We start from the raw sequence: 15,231 nt of genomic DNA, 5'->3' as shown, positions 1-15,231 counted from the left end.
GCGCATAGTGACCATGTTGCCCCGTCGCCAGCTTAGAGAACCGAGCAGATAAAATGACCGTTTGCGTCTTCGAACGATATCCGGCGGCCGGTAAATTTCGACACCGTTTCGGCATTTGTCGTCGCGTGCAGGCTTGGCCGCAGCGTTGAGAAGACGCCGCCCTTGGCGAGCGCCATAGGCAGGAGAAGCTGGTCAGCCAGGTGATGGTCGACCGCCGCTGAACTGGCAGAGAAAGCCTTCATCTGCTTGGCGAGACGTTTGCCGACCTGTTGTGCGCTCACGCCTTTCTCGCCAAACTGGGAGAACAGCGTGGTGGATTTCTCATAGGCGAGACGCCCATAGAGGACGTTTCCCGGGCCTATCGAGTCGGGGGCCAGAATCGTCATTGCGGCCTCATCCTCAAGCTCGATCAGCCTTGAGGCGGTGCTGAGTTCACGCTTGGCAATGTCGGCAGGAAGGTTCGCGACAATCGCTTGCAGCGAGCGCGAGAGTTCCTCGCCGCGATCGGTCTGCTCGAACGGGCAGGGTGTCCCCGCGCCATCAATCTCGACCGTTAGCTCACCGCCGCCCGCCGGATAGAACCCGTATGATTTGAGCTCGCCGCGAACCTCGTGGCCGATTTTCCGCAGGGCAGGGAAGTAGCATTCCTGCAGATAATCAAAGGGCGGCGCCGCAGGATTGTGCGTGCCACCCTGGACGGTCACTTTCGACGGCTCGCCCGCCAAGACAAGCGCCGGAAGCACGGTCTGGAGCACCAGATTGGCGCTGCCGGCAGAGCCGACCGAGAAATGATAGTCGCCAGCCCGGACAGACCCCGGCCGAAGCGTGATTTCGCTGCTGCCAAGCTCGCCGCCAGTGACGTGGCCTCCGCATATCTCGGTGATCGCATTGAGCGCGGTCAGATGCTGGCGCAGCAGGCCGGGTCGAGAGCGGTTCGCACGGATATTGGTCACGCGCACTGCCTCGCCGGTGGCCGCGGCGAGTGTGAGGGAAGAGCGGAGGATCTGTCCTCCGCCCTCCCCGGTAGAGCCATCAATGGTGATCATTCTCTCACCCTTTCACGCAGACAATCTGCCGGAGTGTGTGGACCACCTCAACCAGATCTTTCTGGGCTTCCATGACCGCATCGATGTCCTTGTAGGCGGCAGGCGTCTCATCGAGAACACCCGCATCCTTGCGACACTCGACATGGGCGACGGCCGCGCGGTGCTCTTCCATCGACACGGCCTTCTTCGCAGCCGTACGGGACATGACCCGTCCGGCCCCGTGGGAGCATGAACAGAAGCTCTCTTCATTTCCCAGCCCGCGAACAATGTAGGACCGCGCGCCCATCGAGCCTGGAATGATCCCCATGACGCCCTTGGCGGCGCGAACGGCGCCTTTTCGCGTCACGAAGATGTTTTCCCCGAAGTGGTTTTCGCGTGTCACATAGTTGTGGTGACAGTTCACCGCTTCGGCTTCGGCCTCGAAAGGAATTGGCAGCTCAGAGCGAAGGGCCGCGATGACATTGGCCATCATGACCGTCCGATTTGCCGCCGCAAAGCTTTGCGCCCAGTCAACCGCCTCGACATAGTCATCGAAATGGTCCGTTCCTTCAGGGAAGTAGGACAGGTTTTCGTCCGGCAGGTTGATGAACCATTTGCGCATATCCTTCTTGGCCAGCTCGATGAAGTAGGACCCGATCCGGTTGCCCACACCCCGGGAGCCGGAGTGAAGCATGATCCAGACGCGGTCGCTTTCATCAAGGCAGATCTCGATGAAGTGATTACCGGTGCCAAGCGTGCCGAGATGCTTGTGGTTGTTCGACTTCGCAATCGCCGGATGCTTGTCGGTAATCAGGTCAAACTTGTCCTTCATGCCCATCCAGACATCGTCGGCAGACTTTGGTGGGTTCTCCCACGAGCCTTTGTCACGCCGTCCACGTCCTGCCGTCCGGCCATGTGGCACGGCCTTCTCGATGGCAGAACGAATAGACCCGAGCGAGTCCGGAAGCTGGCTGGCTGTGAGCGATGTGCGCACTGCCATCATCCCGCATCCGATATCGACCCCGACAGCAGCCGGGATGATCGCATCCTTCGTGGGAATGACCGATCCGACCGTCGAACCAATGCCGACATGCACGTCAGGCATCACCGCAAGATGCTTGAAGATAAACGGCATCTGCGACGTCTTGCGCAGCTGTTCACGTGCCTGGTCTTCAACAGGGACGCCGCGCGTCCACATCTTGATCGGGAATCCTGCGTCAGACGACATCACATCAAATTGACGGTCCATTTTTGCGCTCCTCTAAACAGCGGCTTTGGCATCCTCGCCGACGATCCTTGCGGATCCTCGGCGGCCGGACGAGCCGGATTGCTCGCCCGGGCTCAGCCGATCAGATCGTATGCGCTCTGATCAACTGCGCCCAACAGGTATTACAAGAGGTGTGCCAGCTTTTTGGGGTGTTTGAAAAATCCTATAAGCAATTGATACAAAACAGAAAAATAATAATAGAATGAAAGTGGGCAGCGCGAGTGGGCGGGAAATAATATACAATAAGATAGTAAGTTAGAAAAAAATATAATATTGAAATCCCATGAAAACCGTCGCTTTCAGTTTCCTCGGGACGCAGATCGATGCTGGCAAAGGGCCGGACCGGTGGAATCGCTGGCGGCCCAATGTCGCGCTTTGTCAGCAGGATGATCTCGTCATTGACCGGCTGGAGCTGATCCATGACCGTCGCCACTCAACGCTGGCCGATGTCATCTCCAAAGACGTTCGAGGTGTTTCCCCTGAGACCGAAATCGTTCGTCACATCATTGATTTCAAAAACCCATGGGACTTTCAGGAAGTCTATAGCGGGATGCGCGATTTCGCGGATGGCTATAAATTCCGTCCTGACGAGGAAAGCTATCTCGCCAATCTGACGACCGGGACGCACGTCGCGCAGATATGCTGGTTTCTGCTGACCGAGGCGAGATACATCCCCGGACGGCTTATCCAACTTTCGCCTGCGCCCAAACGCAGCACGAGCCCAAAGGGCGACTATCAGATCATCGACCTCGACCTGTCGAAATATGATGAGATTGCCAGTCGCTTTGCTGAAGAGCGCGAGGAGGGCACAAGCTTTCTGAAGTCCGGCATTGTCACGCGGAACGAAGCCTTCAACACGATGATCGACCAGATCGAGAAAGTGGTGATCCGCTCTGAGGCGCCGGTCTTGCTGCTCGGCCCGACGGGTGCGGGCAAATCGCGTCTGGCGCAACGCATCTTCGAGCTGAAGAAAAGCCGCCATCAGATCGAGGGGGAGTTCATCGAGGTCAATTGCGCGACCTTGCGCGGCGATAGCGCCATGTCGGCGCTCTTCGGGCACAAGCGCGGCGCCTTTACCGGCGCGGTGGCAGACCGCAAGGGCCTGCTGCGCTCAGCCGATAAGGGCCTGCTATTCCTCGATGAGATTGGCGAACTTGGCCTTGATGAGCAGGCGAGCATCCTTCGCGCCATTGAAGAGAAGCGGTTCCTTCCGGTCGGTGCTGACAGGGAGGTCACCAGCGATTTTCAGCTGATTGCCGGGACCAATCGCGACCTTCGCGAGGCGGTCGCCGAGGGCGAGTTTCGCGAAGACCTGCTCGCCCGGCTTGATATGTGGACCTATGAGATGCCCGGCCTGAAAGACCGCAAGGAGGATCTCGAGCCGAATATAGAGTTCGAGCTGGCGAAATATGCACGAACCGAAGGCACCAAGATCAGCTTCAACCAAGCTGCCTATCAGGCCTATTTGAGCTTTGCTCAAAGCCCGGCTGCTGCGTGGACGGGAAACTTCCGCGACCTTGGCGGATCAATCGTGCGGATGGCGACGCTTGCCGATGGCGGGCGGATATCCGAAGACGTTGTTGAGCTTGAAGTTCAACGGCTGAAATCAGCCTGGCGAACCTCTATACCGGAATATGCGTCGCTCATCGCTTGCCTCGGAGAAGAACGCGCGAGCGAGATCGACCCGTTTGACAAGCCGCAACTGGAGCATGTGCTGACGGTCTGCGCGCGCCATGCGAGCCTCAGCTCTGCCGGGCGCGAGCTGTTTGCGGTGTCGAGACTTGCAAAATCGACGTCCAATGACGCCGACCGCCTCAAGAAGTATCTCGCGAAATGGGATCTGTCCTGGGGCGATGTTTCGAACGCCTGACAAGAAAAAAGGCCCGACATTGCTGCCGGGCCCTTCTGCTTTTCGCTAGCTGAGCGGCTTAGTCGTCGCTGACGATGTCCATTTCGTCGAGCAGGCGCTGGGCACCGTCGACCTTGTCCATCACCCACAGCATGTAGCGGGAATCGACGTGGATGGTGCGCGTCGTGCGGGGGTCGAAGTCCCAGTCGGAATTGACGCTTTCAATTGTGCCGTCAAAGAGCAGGCCAACCAGCTCGCCCTTGGCATTCATGGTCGGGGAGCCGGAATTGCCGCCCGTTGAATCAAGATCCGACAGGAAGTTGACCGGCACCGAGCCGAGCGACTCCAGTTCGTAGGGGCCATAGTCGCCGGCCTCGATCACATCGAGTTCAGCTTGTGGCGCATTGAACGGGTCCTCGCCGGTGTCCTTTTCCAGGATGCCTTCCAGCGAGGTGAACGGGGTATAGATCAGCCCGTCCTTCGGGGAGCCGCCCTGAACCGTGCCATAGGTCACGCGCAGGGTGGAGTTGGCGTCCGGATAGGCTGCGAAGCCTTCGCTCGCCTGCCAGTCGATGATTGCCTGCATATAGTCAGGACGCAGCAGGGCCATGCGGCCCGCCTGGTCTTTTGCAAGCTGTTCCTCCGCCATGTCGGTGTCGTAGAGAGCGACCGCCAGCTCGATGAACGGGTCTTCGCTCGCTTCGAACCAGGCCGGGTCCTTGTCCATCAGGGCAAGGCGGGTCTCTGTCTCGTCGAGCGTGGTTTCGGCGTAGTAATCGTCGAGAATGGCCGAGACAGCGTCAGCGTCCCAGGTCTCTGGCAGGCCGAGCGCTTCGTCGAAGGCCGCAACGCGGACGCTTTCCTCGGAGGTCATGTAGTCCTTGAGGAAGAGCATCCATTCAGCCTTTTCCACGGCTGGATCAAAGCGGCGATCAAGTGCCTCCAGACCCTGACGGAAGAAGGTCATGTCCCGCTCCTGAAACCCGCTTTCGCGCTCGGCATCGGGTTTCTGGCGTTCCTTTGACAGGCGGTAAAGGCGCTTGGCGGCTGACAGCAGCTGTGAGCGATTGGCATTGTTATAGGCCCACTCGCTGCGGGCTGTTTCGGCCATTTCCTCGCTGAGGGCGTCGAGCTTCTCGAGCGTTGCCGCATAGTCGGTGTCGCCGTCCTGACCCGCGATCCAGTCATTCAGCGCGGCTTCACGGGCGGCGCGGCGGCCAACCAGATCAACGCGGCGAGCGCCTTCAATCTGACCGCCAAGGTTCTTCATATAGTTGTTGAGGCCAGCGAGACGTGCCTCGTACTTGATGCGGGCGTCAGAGCCTTCTGGCGCGGCGTCCTCAATCGTGGCGATCCAGTCCTTCAGCAGCGCTTCGAACATCGGGTACTGCCAGTCAAAGGTCTGCTCGACTTCGGCAAGGCGCGCATAGCGCGAGGTGGAGCCGGGATAGCCGGCGGCCATCACGAAGTCGCCGTCTTCGAGACCGCCCGCAGAGACTTTCAGGATGTGCTCAGGTTTGAACGGGACGTTCTCTTCGGCGTAATCGGCAGGTTGGCCATCCGGGCCAACATAGGCGCGGTAGAAGGACCAGTCGCCGGTGTGGCGGGGCCACATCCAGTTATCGATGTCGCCGCCATATTTGCCGATGCTGTCAGCCGGCCCGTAGACGAGGCGGACATCGCGGATTTCGAGCCGGTCGATCAGCTTGTATTGCAGGCCGCCATAGAAAGACGCGACCTGGCAGCGATGGCCTTCCTGTGTCTCACACTCGCTGACGATCGCTTTCTCGGCATTATCGACCGCCGCGAAGATAGCCTCGCCGGACATGTCGTCGGTGATGTCGCCGCGAACACGGTCGGTTACGTCTTCGACATTGACGGTGACATAGACGCGCGTGCCGGGGGCGGCGGCGCGCTCATCTTCGAGGGTCTCAGCAAGAAAACCGTCTGCGAGGAAGTTCTGTTCGGCGGTTGAATTATACTGGATCGAGCCGCGGGCGCAGTGATGATTGGTCACCACGAGGCCCTCGGGCGATACGAAGCTCGCTGTACAGCCGCCCAGCGAGATGACTGCGCCCATCGGAAAGCCGGTGAGGTCTGAAAGGGCTTCAGCCGGTAGCTCAAGGCCGGTCGCCTTCAGGTCGCCTGCGATGGCGGGCAGCTGGTCAGGCGTCCACATGCCCTCCTTGGCGGACGCATTCGGTGCGCCGATCGCCAGCGCGGCCGCGAGCACTGAAAGTGCGACGCCGGATTTCAGAAAGGGAGTGGCTAATGGCATGGGGACGCCTCCGTAATGTTATAATACACGATTCAGGCCTACGCCTCTCAAAAATGGCTCACAACCCGAAATAGCTGAATGAAAAGATTGTAATGCAGGTGTGCGAGGGCGCGTACCAACAGCTGATCAGCGGCCCGTGTCGAATTTGTCGGCTTTGCGTTCGCCGAACAGCATGCGCTGTTCCAGCCGGCCGCGAAGGGCGCCGTAATAGGCTTCGAGGAAGGCAAGATCACTTTCCTCCGGGGCCTTCTCACGCCCGATCTTCGCGCGGATACGCTCAGCCACGCGGGCCTTGATCTCCTTGGTGGACTGGCGAAGCACATCTTCCAGCACGTGAAGCTCATGGATGCCATAGGCGTCCAGCTCCGCCGTCGTGAACGCAAAACCTTTCGCAGCGGGCAGGGGCGAGACGGATGTGATGTCCTTCTGCAGCTTCACCTTTGGCGCATGGATCACGATCGTGCCGGCAATCAGGTCACCGACGCGCAGCTTGTCGCGATTAAACAGCGGGAACAGCACGAAGACGCCCGTCCAGCAAAAGGCCATCAGGCGGATCCAGTTACTGACGGCGTCTTCAGCGGTCATGATCAGGAGCGTCAGCGGCAGGAAGACTTCCAGCTCCCGCATGAAGTTGCGCGCAAGCACCGCATTCGCCGTCAGCCGTCCGCCACCGCGCGCGGCCACCCGAAGGCCGAGCGCCCGCTTGCCGGGCGTCGCTGCCTTTCGGCCGACCTCGAAGAAGATGAAGTAGAAAACCCGCAGCACGAATACCACGACAGCCGAAATCGACCCAGCAATCTGCCAGCCACGAAACCCGAATTCGGAGAAGGCCAGAGAGATCAGCCAGACGGACATCATCACCGCCATGAACAGCAAGGCAAAGTCCAGAAGGAAGGCGCCGGCGCGTTCTGAGGCCGTTGCGATCTTCAGATTGAGCGCGGCCCCTTCAGGCGTAATGAGCGGGCGGATGCGCTTGGATTGGCGCACTTCCTCCCGCAGGCGGATGTCGCGGCGGCGTAGCGCCTCGCGGCGGGTCTCAGCGGCGGCCTGATCCTTTGGCTTGCGTTTGGCCATCAGGTCTCTCCGCTGCGCCGTGGCCAGTAGAAATAGACCAGCCACATGCCAAGCGAGGCGAGTGCGATGACATAGCGGGCGACATCACTATTGATCAGCTGGCGGCCAAACCCTTCCAGAAGCGCCGCGATGAACAGCATCAACACCGCCCCCATGATGACGAGGGCCGCTTCATTGCCCGTGTCGCGCATGGATTGCATGCGGCTTTTCTTGCCAGGGAAGGCCGCCGCGCCGCCAATCATGAAGCCAGCCGCGCCAGCCAGCACGATGGCGAATAACTCTGTCACGCCGTGAATGAGCAGCCAGCCCGTCAGCTCTGCGCCGAGGCCTTTCTGCCAGAAGACGGCGTAAAAACTACCGAGATAAACGCCGTTATAGACCAGCAGAACGGCCGTCGGGATGCCGAAACAGAAGCCGAGCGCGAACGCAAATAGCGCGATGGCGCTATTGTGCGAGAAAAGCTGCGCGGCGAAGGCGGCGAGTAAGTCAGCGAGGCTTTGGTCGGTCGTATAGAGGGTCGAGCGGAGATACTCATAGCTCGCATCCGGATTGCGGCTGTCACCTCCAGTGTGGAACGTCCAGAACCACTCCATGTCATCGAGGCAGAGCAGGAAGGCGAGCAGGGCGCCGCCAAACAGACAGAGCGCGGACAGGAGTGTCGGCAACGCTGCGGCCGAAACAGCGCGCGGCCAGTCTCGCCGGAAGAATTGCGCGATCCTTGTGCTCATGCTGGCGCGCGTGCCGTAAACGAAGAAGTAGGCGCGCGCACACAGCGTCTCGAGATAGGCAAGCACATTCTGGTCGAGCGAGATGGACCGTGCCACTGACAGCGATGAGATCGCCTGGCGATAGAGCCGGGGCAGGGCCAGCATGTCCTCATCCGACAGCGCGCGCACACCGCGCTTTTCCGCGCGCGTCACGATCTTGTCGAGATTCGCCCACTCGTCTTCGCGTTCCTCGCGGAAGCGATAGGATTTCATCACGCGGTCGTTCACAGCAGCTCCCTTCGCTTGATGTCGAGATAGCGCGAGACAAGCTCTGAGCCGAAGCGTTCAGGCGTCGTCTCGACAATCTGCACGCCCATCCGCTGGAGTTTGCGGAACACGACTTCGCGCTCCTGCAGCAGCGTGTCGGCGATAACCGCGCGGCTGACGTCTTCAGCGGTGTCCGGCTCGGCATTGATCATGGATGAAAGCGCTTCGTCCTCGAAGGTGGCGAAGACCACGATATGCTTGTCGGTGAGGCGGCGGACATTCTCCAGCATCAGTTCAGCCGAGATCGTATCGACGAAATCGGTGAACAGGATGACCAGTGAACGCCGCTCCAGCCGTGAGGCGAGCGATGTCAGTGCGAGTGTGTAATTCGCGTCCTCAGCCGAATAATCGAGCTCAGCGGCAAGGCGCTGGATATGCGGAAAGGCGCCGGTTCCAGTCAATACATTGGAGGCAATGCCGGGCTGGGCGTCAAAGCCGAAAATGGCGGTGCGGTCGCCTGCGCGCAGGGACACATAGGCGAGCAACAGCGCAGCATTGATCGCCCGGTCGATTTTCGGCACGCCGCGCAAGGGCTCACTCATCAGCCGTCCGGTGTCGAAGGCGAAGACGATATTGTGGTTGCGCTCGGTGCGAAATTCCTTGGCGAGCAGGACGCGGTGGCGGGCTGAATGTTTCCAGTCGATGGCGCGCCGGTCCATGCCGGAGACAAATTCGCGAAGCGCATCAAACTCGGAGCCGTCCCCGCGCTCTATCTGCATCTTGATGCCGAAATCTGCGTCGCGCTGGTAAATGCGCACCGCCTCTTCCTTCACCCAGCGCGTGTTCGGCGTGATGGCGATCTCTGTGTCCAGCGTTTCGATCTTGCGGATGGCGACAAGGCCGAGCGGCCCGGCCCAACGCGCCCAGAGCCGCTCCAGCCGTCCGGGACCGCGCCGGATGGGGGTAAGGTCAAAGCTCAGCGTATGGCGGCGGTCGGCAAAGCCGCGCAATAGCTTGCGGCGCGGCGGCTCGATCAGGGCGTTGGTTTCAAGCTCGGTCTCAACTTCGCGAGGTAAACGCCCGCGTGCAAAGTGAAATTCGATCTCGATCGGGTCTTCGGCAGAAATGTAGAGCAGCTTCGGGGCGCGCACGTCGATCTTGAGGTCGCGTGCCCGCGAGACCAGCGCGGCATCTATCAGCATGAGCGCGAGGACACCCGTCAGCCAACCGGCCGAGACCGTCCAAAGGCCGGGCGCCGCCACAGCGATGAACAGCATCACGGGCAAGCCCGCCAGCATCAGGAAGATGGCGCGGAGCGTCGGTGCGATCATGGCGTCTCGCCCCCTCCGTCAGCTTCGCTGACACCTCCCCCGTAAACGGGGGAGGAAGGTTTCCCAACGCGGGCGGATTGCTTTCCTCCCCCGCGTGCGGGGGAGGTGCCCGGCAGGGCGGAGGGGGCGGCGAGGTCAGCCGCGAAGCAGGGCATTGCGGACCGCGTCCAGAACGCCGGCAAGGTTTTGGTAGACTTCGACATTGGTCGCACGGATGACGTGCCAGCCCTCTTCCTCCAGCCAGGCTGAACGCCGTGCATCGCGGGCCAGCGCCTCGTCGCTCCCATGTGTTGCCCCGTCGACCTCGACCACCAGTCTAGCCTCGATACAAGCAAAGTCTGCGATGTAAGGACCGATTGGATGCTGACGGCGGAAACGAAAGCCTTCGATCTGCCGCCGCCTAAGACGCGCCCACAGGCGCACCTCGGCTGAAGTGAGTGATTTTCGCAGTCTACGGGCCTGCGCAATTTTGGCGTCTTTTCGCATGCTCGGTCCATCTTGATAGGAAGGTTGAACTGGCCCCCTCCGTCAGCTTCGCTGACACCTCCCCCGTGCACGGGGGAGGAGGGTTTCCCGACGCTGGCGTGTGTCTTTCCTCCCCCGCGTGCGGGGGAGGTGCCCGGCAGGGCGGAGGGGGCGGGAATACCTATCATCGCGGCGCGGGCGTCTGCTCGATAATGGCGGTCAGCGTCTCGTCGGTGTTGCGGCCTTCAATCTCGGCGGCAGGCGACAGGATGACCCGGTGGCGCAAGGCCGGTGGGGCGAGGAATTTCACGTCATCCGGGATCACGAAGTCACGTCCATCGAGCGCGGCGCGCGCCCGTGCAGCCGCGGCAATCGCGGCGGCTGCCCGTGGGCTGGCGCCGGTTTCAAGCGCAGCGGTTTCTCGCGTCGCGCGGACGATATCCACGATATAGGCGACGATATCCTCTTTCACCTGAACGGCTGAGACGGATTCGACGGCCGCGTTCAGCTCGCCAGCCGTCACGACAGATGAGACGCCAAACGCCTTGGCAGTGCGCATGCCGGTCCGGTTGCCATGACCGGACACGATTGAAAGCTCTTCCTCGCGGCTTGGATAGTCGAGCACGTGTTTGAATAGGAAGCGGTCAAGCTGGGCTTCAGGCAGGGGATAGGTGCCTTGCTGCTCAATCGGGTTCTGCGTCGCGATCACCATGAAGCGGTCATTCAGCGCATGTGGCTTGCCATCGATGGTGACCTTCCGCTCCTGCATGGCTTCGAGCAGGGCAGCCTGTGTCTTTGGCGGCGTCCGGTTGATCTCATCGGCCAGCAGGATGTCGGTGAAGATCGGCCCTTTGGTCAGCGAGAATTCATTGGTCTGGAAGTTGAAGAGGTTCGTGCCGATCACATCGCCGGGCATCAGGTCCGGCGTGAACTGGATGCGCCCGAAATCAAGATCGATGGCCGAGGCAAAGCACTGCGTAAGCAGCGTCTTGGCCGTACCGGGCGGGCCTTCCAGCAGGATATGACCGGCCGAGAAGAGCGCGGTCAGCATCAGGTCAATCGTGTCGGTCTGCCCGATAACGGCCTTGGCGACTTCTCCGCGTATCTTGGCGGCAAGCGCCTGAATGGCATCAGTTCCCATGTGTCATCTCCTTGCGCCAGCGCCAGAGCGCGCGGGCCTTTTGTCTGAGGTCGTCGCGGGAGTTTGCCGCGTGTGAAAGGTTTTGATTGTGATCCGAAAAGGACTGGTCGAGGCCCGCCTGTGCCCCCATCCGGTCGAGCAGGGCGATATATTCCTCCTCACTCAGTGTGCGGGGCAGGCCAAGCTCACGTGAGAGGGCACGCCGGCTGAGCGCCAGATAGCCGGGCGCCATCCGCTTCTCGCGCCGGGCCATCGCGATGAGGCCCGCTGAATTGTCCGCCAGCGCCTGTTTGCCAAATGAGATCGCCCGCGTCTCGCGTTCGGGCGCGCCAAAGCGGATGGCCGCAGCCCAGCCGATTAGAAGGATGGTGGCCAGCGCGATCAGCGTCGCGCCAATGAAAGGCACGTCGAGCAGGATCTTGAGCAGATTGGTTGAGCGCTCAAACCCGTGCAGCGTGGCGTCGAACACCACCGTGCGACTGTCGTCGGCGAGATATTCAATCAGTCCGATCCCGGCTCGGGCATTCTCCAGCCGGGCAAGACCGAAATTGTTGATGAGGTCCGGGTCTGACAGGACGTAAATCTGCGTGTCGGGAACGCGCGCAACCAGATCGCCGCCGCGCACGGAGATAAGCGGCACCAGCGCATCGGACTGGATGACCTGCAAACGGTCTTCAAAGTCTGGACTGAACGTTCCGAAAGGCGTCTCGATCTGGCGGGGGTCATCGATCCGCTCGAGGCTCGCATCTTCCTCGATGAGGCCGAGACTGGCGTCGATCATCTCCACAGATTCAGGCTCGGTATAAATCTCCCAGGACCGCTTGGTCGGATTTGTAAAATAATCCCATTTCGGCAGCACGATCAGCGCCGGAGCCGCAATCTCGTTGATGTCCAATGTGCGCCCATTTGTCGGCAGCGTGAGAATAAGCAGGCTGCCCTGGCGCGCCGACACGGTCTCCTCAAGCCGGGACACAGACGTTGGAAGCCCGCGCGCGTCCAGCATGTCGACAAGGCCCGAATAGCCCGTGGCCGAGCGGGAATAGGGGGTCGGCCCGGCCCGGTCGCGCGAGGCGAGATCCGGTGACCAGGCCATCAAGATCAGCACGCCCGCAAGCGAGATGACGCCGACCGCCATCAGGATGGCGACGACCCGCCCGCTGAACGGGTTCGAGGCAGATGGCAGACGCTCGCTCATGCGGCCTTCGCCTCGCCAAAGGCAAACTGCTCATAGGAGGCCCGCGCTGTCGTCCAGTTCTCCTTGTCGACGCTGCGACCGCCAAAAAAGCTGTTCTCCACGATGCGAATGATCGGCGCCAAGGCCTGACGGGCACGGGCCGAGAGGTCTGACAGGGACTGGATTTCCCGCGCTGTCAGCGAGACGGGCACGCCCTCGGACCGGCTGCGGCGCAGATCCTCGATCGACCGGAAGAGCAACAGGTGGACCGCCTCGGCAAAGCGCCCCTCGGCGGCCAGCGCATCGGCGCGTTCCAGCAGGGCGGTGGCTTCACCGGCAGACGGGCGGTCGTCTTCCACGACCGAGATATCAGGCCCCGCATCTTTCTTGCGTCGCCCAAGCTGGAGGGCGGCCACATCGCCAAACATGTACCAGAGCGCATAGCAGACGGCGGCAACGATAAGGCTGATCAGCAGGATTTTCAGCAGGCCGCCAAACGTCTGGAAAACCCAGGCGAAGAATTTCGCGATCGCTTCAAGGAAGCCATTGCGCTGTCGTGGCTGCCGTTCAGGGATGTCTGGCTTGAATTCGGGCCGTTCAGACTGGATGCGGCGATTGGAGGTGTGGTCCTCGACCAGTTCCTCGATAGAGACCGGCTCGCCGCTGTCGGTCTCGCGTGCGGTTTGCGCAAGGGCCGGAGAGATGGCGCATAGCCCAAGGAGCATGGCCCAGGCGACGATGATCGTCCGGATCGCTCCTCTCACGCAGTGCCTCCTGTCCCATGGTGGTCTAAGCCACCCTTCATCCCTCAGAACCATGACTATTTCAGAGCCGCAGCGCGGCGTCCATGGGGCTATTGAGATCAGAGGCCATATCCACGATATGTGCGCCAGCAAACCAGAAGGATCACAGCGATGGACCGCGCCGAACGCTACAAGGAACTGAAAGACGAGATTGCCAGCGTGGTGGCGGGCGAAACCTATGTGCCAGCGCGCTATGCGACAGCCGCCTGCCTTCTGGCAGAGGCGTTCCGGCCGCGATATTTCTGGACGGGCTTTTACGTGGTCGACCCGAACAAGCCGAATGAGCTCGTCGTCGGGCCGTATCAGGGCACGCTCGGCTGTCTCCGGATCCCGTTCGCAAAAGGTGTCTGCGGAGCCTGCGCGACAGAGCAAAAGACGCTCATCGTTGCCGACGTGCATGCCTTTCCGGGCCACATTGCCTGCGATAGCCGGACGAATTCGGAAATCGTCGTGCCGGTGTTCAGGGCAGACGGCACGCTCGCAGCGGTGCTGGATGTCGATTCCGAACAGGCTGACGCCTTCGACGAGATCGACAAGGCAGGCCTCGAAGCGATCTGCGAGATCCTGCTGACAGCCTAGCTTTTTTTCAGCGTCCTCATCTCTTCGTCATCCCGTCCGTCCGAAGGGAGAGCCGAGCGCGCCCTGGACCTTTTAACCCCTGATCACTGCGCCATTACAGGCGCCGGAAGTTTCGCGCATGGCGTGCCATACATTTCGCCTTGGTTGATGCAGAAGAACTTGTCGTCCGGGTTGATCGGCTCCGGGCGGTCTTTGCGGTTGTCGCCGACATAGGCGACGACTTCGACACCGGGATAGCCCTGCGCCGCCAGCATGGCGGTCACCAGCTCATAGCGCTCTGTCTTGTCAGAGGGGCCGTCGGGCCGCGCGCGGGTCAGGAGGACCCGGAAATCCTCATTGCGCTCAAGTCCAACGGCGGCGAGGTTTTCTTCCGTCCAGAGCTGTTCGGTATCAGAGCGGTTCGTCACCAGCGCGATGTGCCCGCCAAGGGCGTTCACTTTCTCGAGGAAAGGCTTGGCGCCGGGGACCAGGGTCGCAGCCTTCTCAGCCGTCCACGCATGCCAGCTTTCAGGCGTAAAGCCCCCGCCGACCGCTTCGCGTCTGATCTGATACTCGACATTGTTCAGCACAGTTTCGTCGATATCCAGCGCAACGGCCCATGTGTTCGGTTCGCGGGTGGCGGCGATCTCTTCGACATAGTCACTGGCCAGGGCGTAGACCTTTTCGGCTTCTGCGCCCCATTCCGGATTGTTGGCGACCCAGCCGACGCCGGGGCTGAGCGCGATGTCGCTGCCGCCAGATGCCGGAACCGGCGCTGTGGCGCATGCGGTCAGGGCGAGCGCGGCGAGTGAGGTCTTTAAAAATGTCCAGGGTGTCATTGGGTCTTTCCTTGCTTCGCCTGTCTCAACTCTCACGACCCATCGGGTGGGTCTCGAAAAGCTCCTGATATTTGAGGCCGGCCTCGCGGTGGCGGTGGGCGGCCTGATAGCGCGGGTCGCGCATCATGCGCAGCATGTGCTGGCGGGACGGATAGTGCACGACCAGCACCCGGTCCCAGTCTTCGCCGCCGCCAATGAGATAGCCATGGCCAGAGCCTGCAAAGATAGGTTTCACGCCAATCTCCGGGTCCTTGCCCAGCTCGACCAGGCCTTGGCCATAACGGTTATAGGCCTCCTCGCCCGTCAGGTTTTCCTTCGCCTCGGGCTCATCTGGCTTGTACTCGGCCTTATCCTTGAATTTCAGCAAATTGATCATGACGATCGGGCCGTCATGCTCATCCTTGGCGAAGCGGGTCATCTGTTCGGTATTGGGCTGGACGGCTGGCATGGTGT

Annotated in this window: 14 protein-coding genes; 2 read left to right on the top strand and 12 right to left on the bottom strand. The window is 61.1% G+C overall.

The features are described 5' to 3' along the window. Nucleotides 1-32: 32 nt before the first annotated feature. Both rtcA and B8783_RS01480 read right to left on the bottom strand, forming a co-directional pair. The gene (rtcA, locus tag B8783_RS01485) at nt 33-1,046 is read right to left on the bottom strand and encodes an RNA 3'-terminal phosphate cyclase (protein WP_084418004.1); all 1,014 of its coding nucleotides are present in this window, start codon (nt 1,044-1,046) and stop codon (nt 33-35) included. Between the two features lie 4 nt (nt 1,047-1,050). Then, nucleotides 1,051-2,274: an RtcB family protein gene (locus B8783_RS01480; protein WP_084418003.1), complete on the bottom strand. Its 1,224-nt coding sequence runs from the start codon at nt 2,272-2,274 to the stop codon at nt 1,051-1,053. Between the two features lie 301 nt (nt 2,275-2,575). On the opposite strand from B8783_RS01480, the gene rtcR reads away from it, so the two are divergent. After that, nucleotides 2,576-4,162 carry an RNA repair transcriptional activator RtcR gene (gene rtcR / locus B8783_RS01475; RefSeq protein ID WP_084418002.1) on the top strand — a complete coding sequence of 529 codons (1,587 nt, stop codon included), beginning with the start codon at nt 2,576-2,578 and terminating at the stop codon, nt 4,160-4,162. Between the two features lie 58 nt (nt 4,163-4,220). On the opposite strand, the gene B8783_RS01470 is transcribed toward rtcR, so the two are convergent. From B8783_RS01470 to B8783_RS01435, 8 genes are all read right to left on the bottom strand, one after another. After that, entirely contained in the window at nt 4,221-6,419 is a 2,199-nt protein-coding gene (locus B8783_RS01470) for a S46 family peptidase (protein ID WP_084418001.1), read from the bottom strand. A 126-nt stretch (nt 6,420-6,545) separates the two neighbouring features. Then, on the bottom strand, nt 6,546-7,493 hold the full coding sequence (locus B8783_RS01465) for an RDD family protein (RefSeq protein WP_084418000.1): 948 nt from the start codon (nt 7,491-7,493) through the stop codon (nt 6,546-6,548). After that, complete coding sequence (locus B8783_RS01460; protein ID WP_139792196.1) at nt 7,493-8,488, bottom strand: stage II sporulation protein M; 996 nt, start codon at nt 8,486-8,488, stop codon at nt 7,493-7,495. Before B8783_RS01460 ends, B8783_RS01465 begins: the two co-directional genes overlap by 1 nt. After that, a complete protein-coding gene (locus B8783_RS01455; protein ID WP_084417998.1) occupies nt 8,485-9,798 on the bottom strand; it encodes a DUF58 domain-containing protein in 1,314 nt (437 codons plus the stop codon). The genes B8783_RS01460 and B8783_RS01455 overlap by 4 nt, the downstream gene beginning before the upstream one ends. Before the next feature lie 135 nt (nt 9,799-9,933). Further along, nucleotides 9,934-10,284: an endonuclease domain-containing protein gene (locus tag B8783_RS01450; protein WP_084417997.1), complete on the bottom strand. Its 351-nt coding sequence runs from the start codon at nt 10,282-10,284 to the stop codon at nt 9,934-9,936. Nucleotides 10,285-10,447: 163 nt separating this feature from the next. Beyond that, a complete protein-coding gene (locus tag B8783_RS01445) occupies nt 10,448-11,404 on the bottom strand; it encodes an AAA family ATPase (RefSeq protein ID WP_084417996.1) in 957 nt (318 codons plus the stop codon). Further along, complete coding sequence (locus B8783_RS01440) at nt 11,394-12,599, bottom strand: hypothetical protein (protein ID WP_084417995.1); 1,206 nt, start codon at nt 12,597-12,599, stop codon at nt 11,394-11,396. The genes B8783_RS01445 and B8783_RS01440 overlap by 11 nt, the downstream gene beginning before the upstream one ends. Continuing rightward, on the bottom strand, nt 12,596-13,342 hold the full coding sequence (locus B8783_RS01435; protein ID WP_139792195.1) for a hypothetical protein: 747 nt from the start codon (nt 13,340-13,342) through the stop codon (nt 12,596-12,598). The genes B8783_RS01440 and B8783_RS01435 overlap by 4 nt, the downstream gene beginning before the upstream one ends. Nucleotides 13,343-13,492: 150 nt before the next feature. Between B8783_RS01435 and B8783_RS01430 the strand changes: the two genes are divergently transcribed. After that, nucleotides 13,493-13,960, top strand: coding sequence for a GAF domain-containing protein (locus B8783_RS01430; protein WP_084417993.1), 468 nt, complete (start codon nt 13,493-13,495; stop codon nt 13,958-13,960). Between the two features lie 83 nt (nt 13,961-14,043). Here the strand turns inward: B8783_RS01430 and B8783_RS01425 are convergent, their stop codons facing one another. Beyond that, nucleotides 14,044-14,778, bottom strand: coding sequence for an HAD family acid phosphatase (locus B8783_RS01425; RefSeq protein ID WP_084417992.1), 735 nt, complete (start codon nt 14,776-14,778; stop codon nt 14,044-14,046). Nucleotides 14,779-14,803: 25 nt separating this feature from the next. Beyond that, complete coding sequence (locus B8783_RS01420; protein ID WP_084417991.1) at nt 14,804-15,226, bottom strand: DUF1330 domain-containing protein; 423 nt, start codon at nt 15,224-15,226, stop codon at nt 14,804-14,806. Nucleotides 15,227-15,231: the final 5 nt, after the last annotated feature.

This window comes from Henriciella litoralis, from assembly GCF_002088935.1.
In the GTDB taxonomy this organism is placed as follows: domain Bacteria; phylum Pseudomonadota; class Alphaproteobacteria; order Caulobacterales; family Hyphomonadaceae; genus Henriciella; species Henriciella litoralis.
This window is presented reverse-complemented; position numbering and strand designations above follow the sequence as displayed.

Bases quoted from the DNA above. Each gene is read 5' to 3' on its own strand.
- rtcA (WP_084418004.1), bottom strand. From the start codon at position 1,046: ATGATCACCATTGATGGCTCTACCGGGGAGGGCGGAGGACAGATCCTC.
- B8783_RS01480 (WP_084418003.1), bottom strand. From the start codon at position 2,274: ATGGACCGTCAATTTGATGTGATGTCGTCTGACGCAGGATTCCCGATC.
- rtcR (WP_084418002.1), top strand. From the start codon at position 2,576: ATGAAAACCGTCGCTTTCAGTTTCCTCGGGACGCAGATCGATGCTGGC.
- B8783_RS01470 (WP_084418001.1), bottom strand. From the start codon at position 6,419: ATGCCATTAGCCACTCCCTTTCTGAAATCCGGCGTCGCACTTTCAGTG.
- B8783_RS01465 (WP_084418000.1), bottom strand. From the start codon at position 7,493: ATGGCCAAACGCAAGCCAAAGGATCAGGCCGCCGCTGAGACCCGCCGC.
- B8783_RS01455 (WP_084417998.1), bottom strand. From the start codon at position 9,798: ATGATCGCACCGACGCTCCGCGCCATCTTCCTGATGCTGGCGGGCTTG.
- B8783_RS01450 (WP_084417997.1), bottom strand. From the start codon at position 10,284: ATGCGAAAAGACGCCAAAATTGCGCAGGCCCGTAGACTGCGAAAATCA.
- B8783_RS01445 (WP_084417996.1), bottom strand. From the start codon at position 11,404: ATGGGAACTGATGCCATTCAGGCGCTTGCCGCCAAGATACGCGGAGAA.
- B8783_RS01440 (WP_084417995.1), bottom strand. From the start codon at position 12,599: ATGAGCGAGCGTCTGCCATCTGCCTCGAACCCGTTCAGCGGGCGGGTC.
- B8783_RS01430 (WP_084417993.1), top strand. From the start codon at position 13,493: ATGGACCGCGCCGAACGCTACAAGGAACTGAAAGACGAGATTGCCAGC.
- B8783_RS01425 (WP_084417992.1), bottom strand. From the start codon at position 14,778: ATGACACCCTGGACATTTTTAAAGACCTCACTCGCCGCGCTCGCCCTG.
- B8783_RS01420 (WP_084417991.1), bottom strand. From the start codon at position 15,226: ATGCCAGCCGTCCAGCCCAATACCGAACAGATGACCCGCTTCGCCAAG.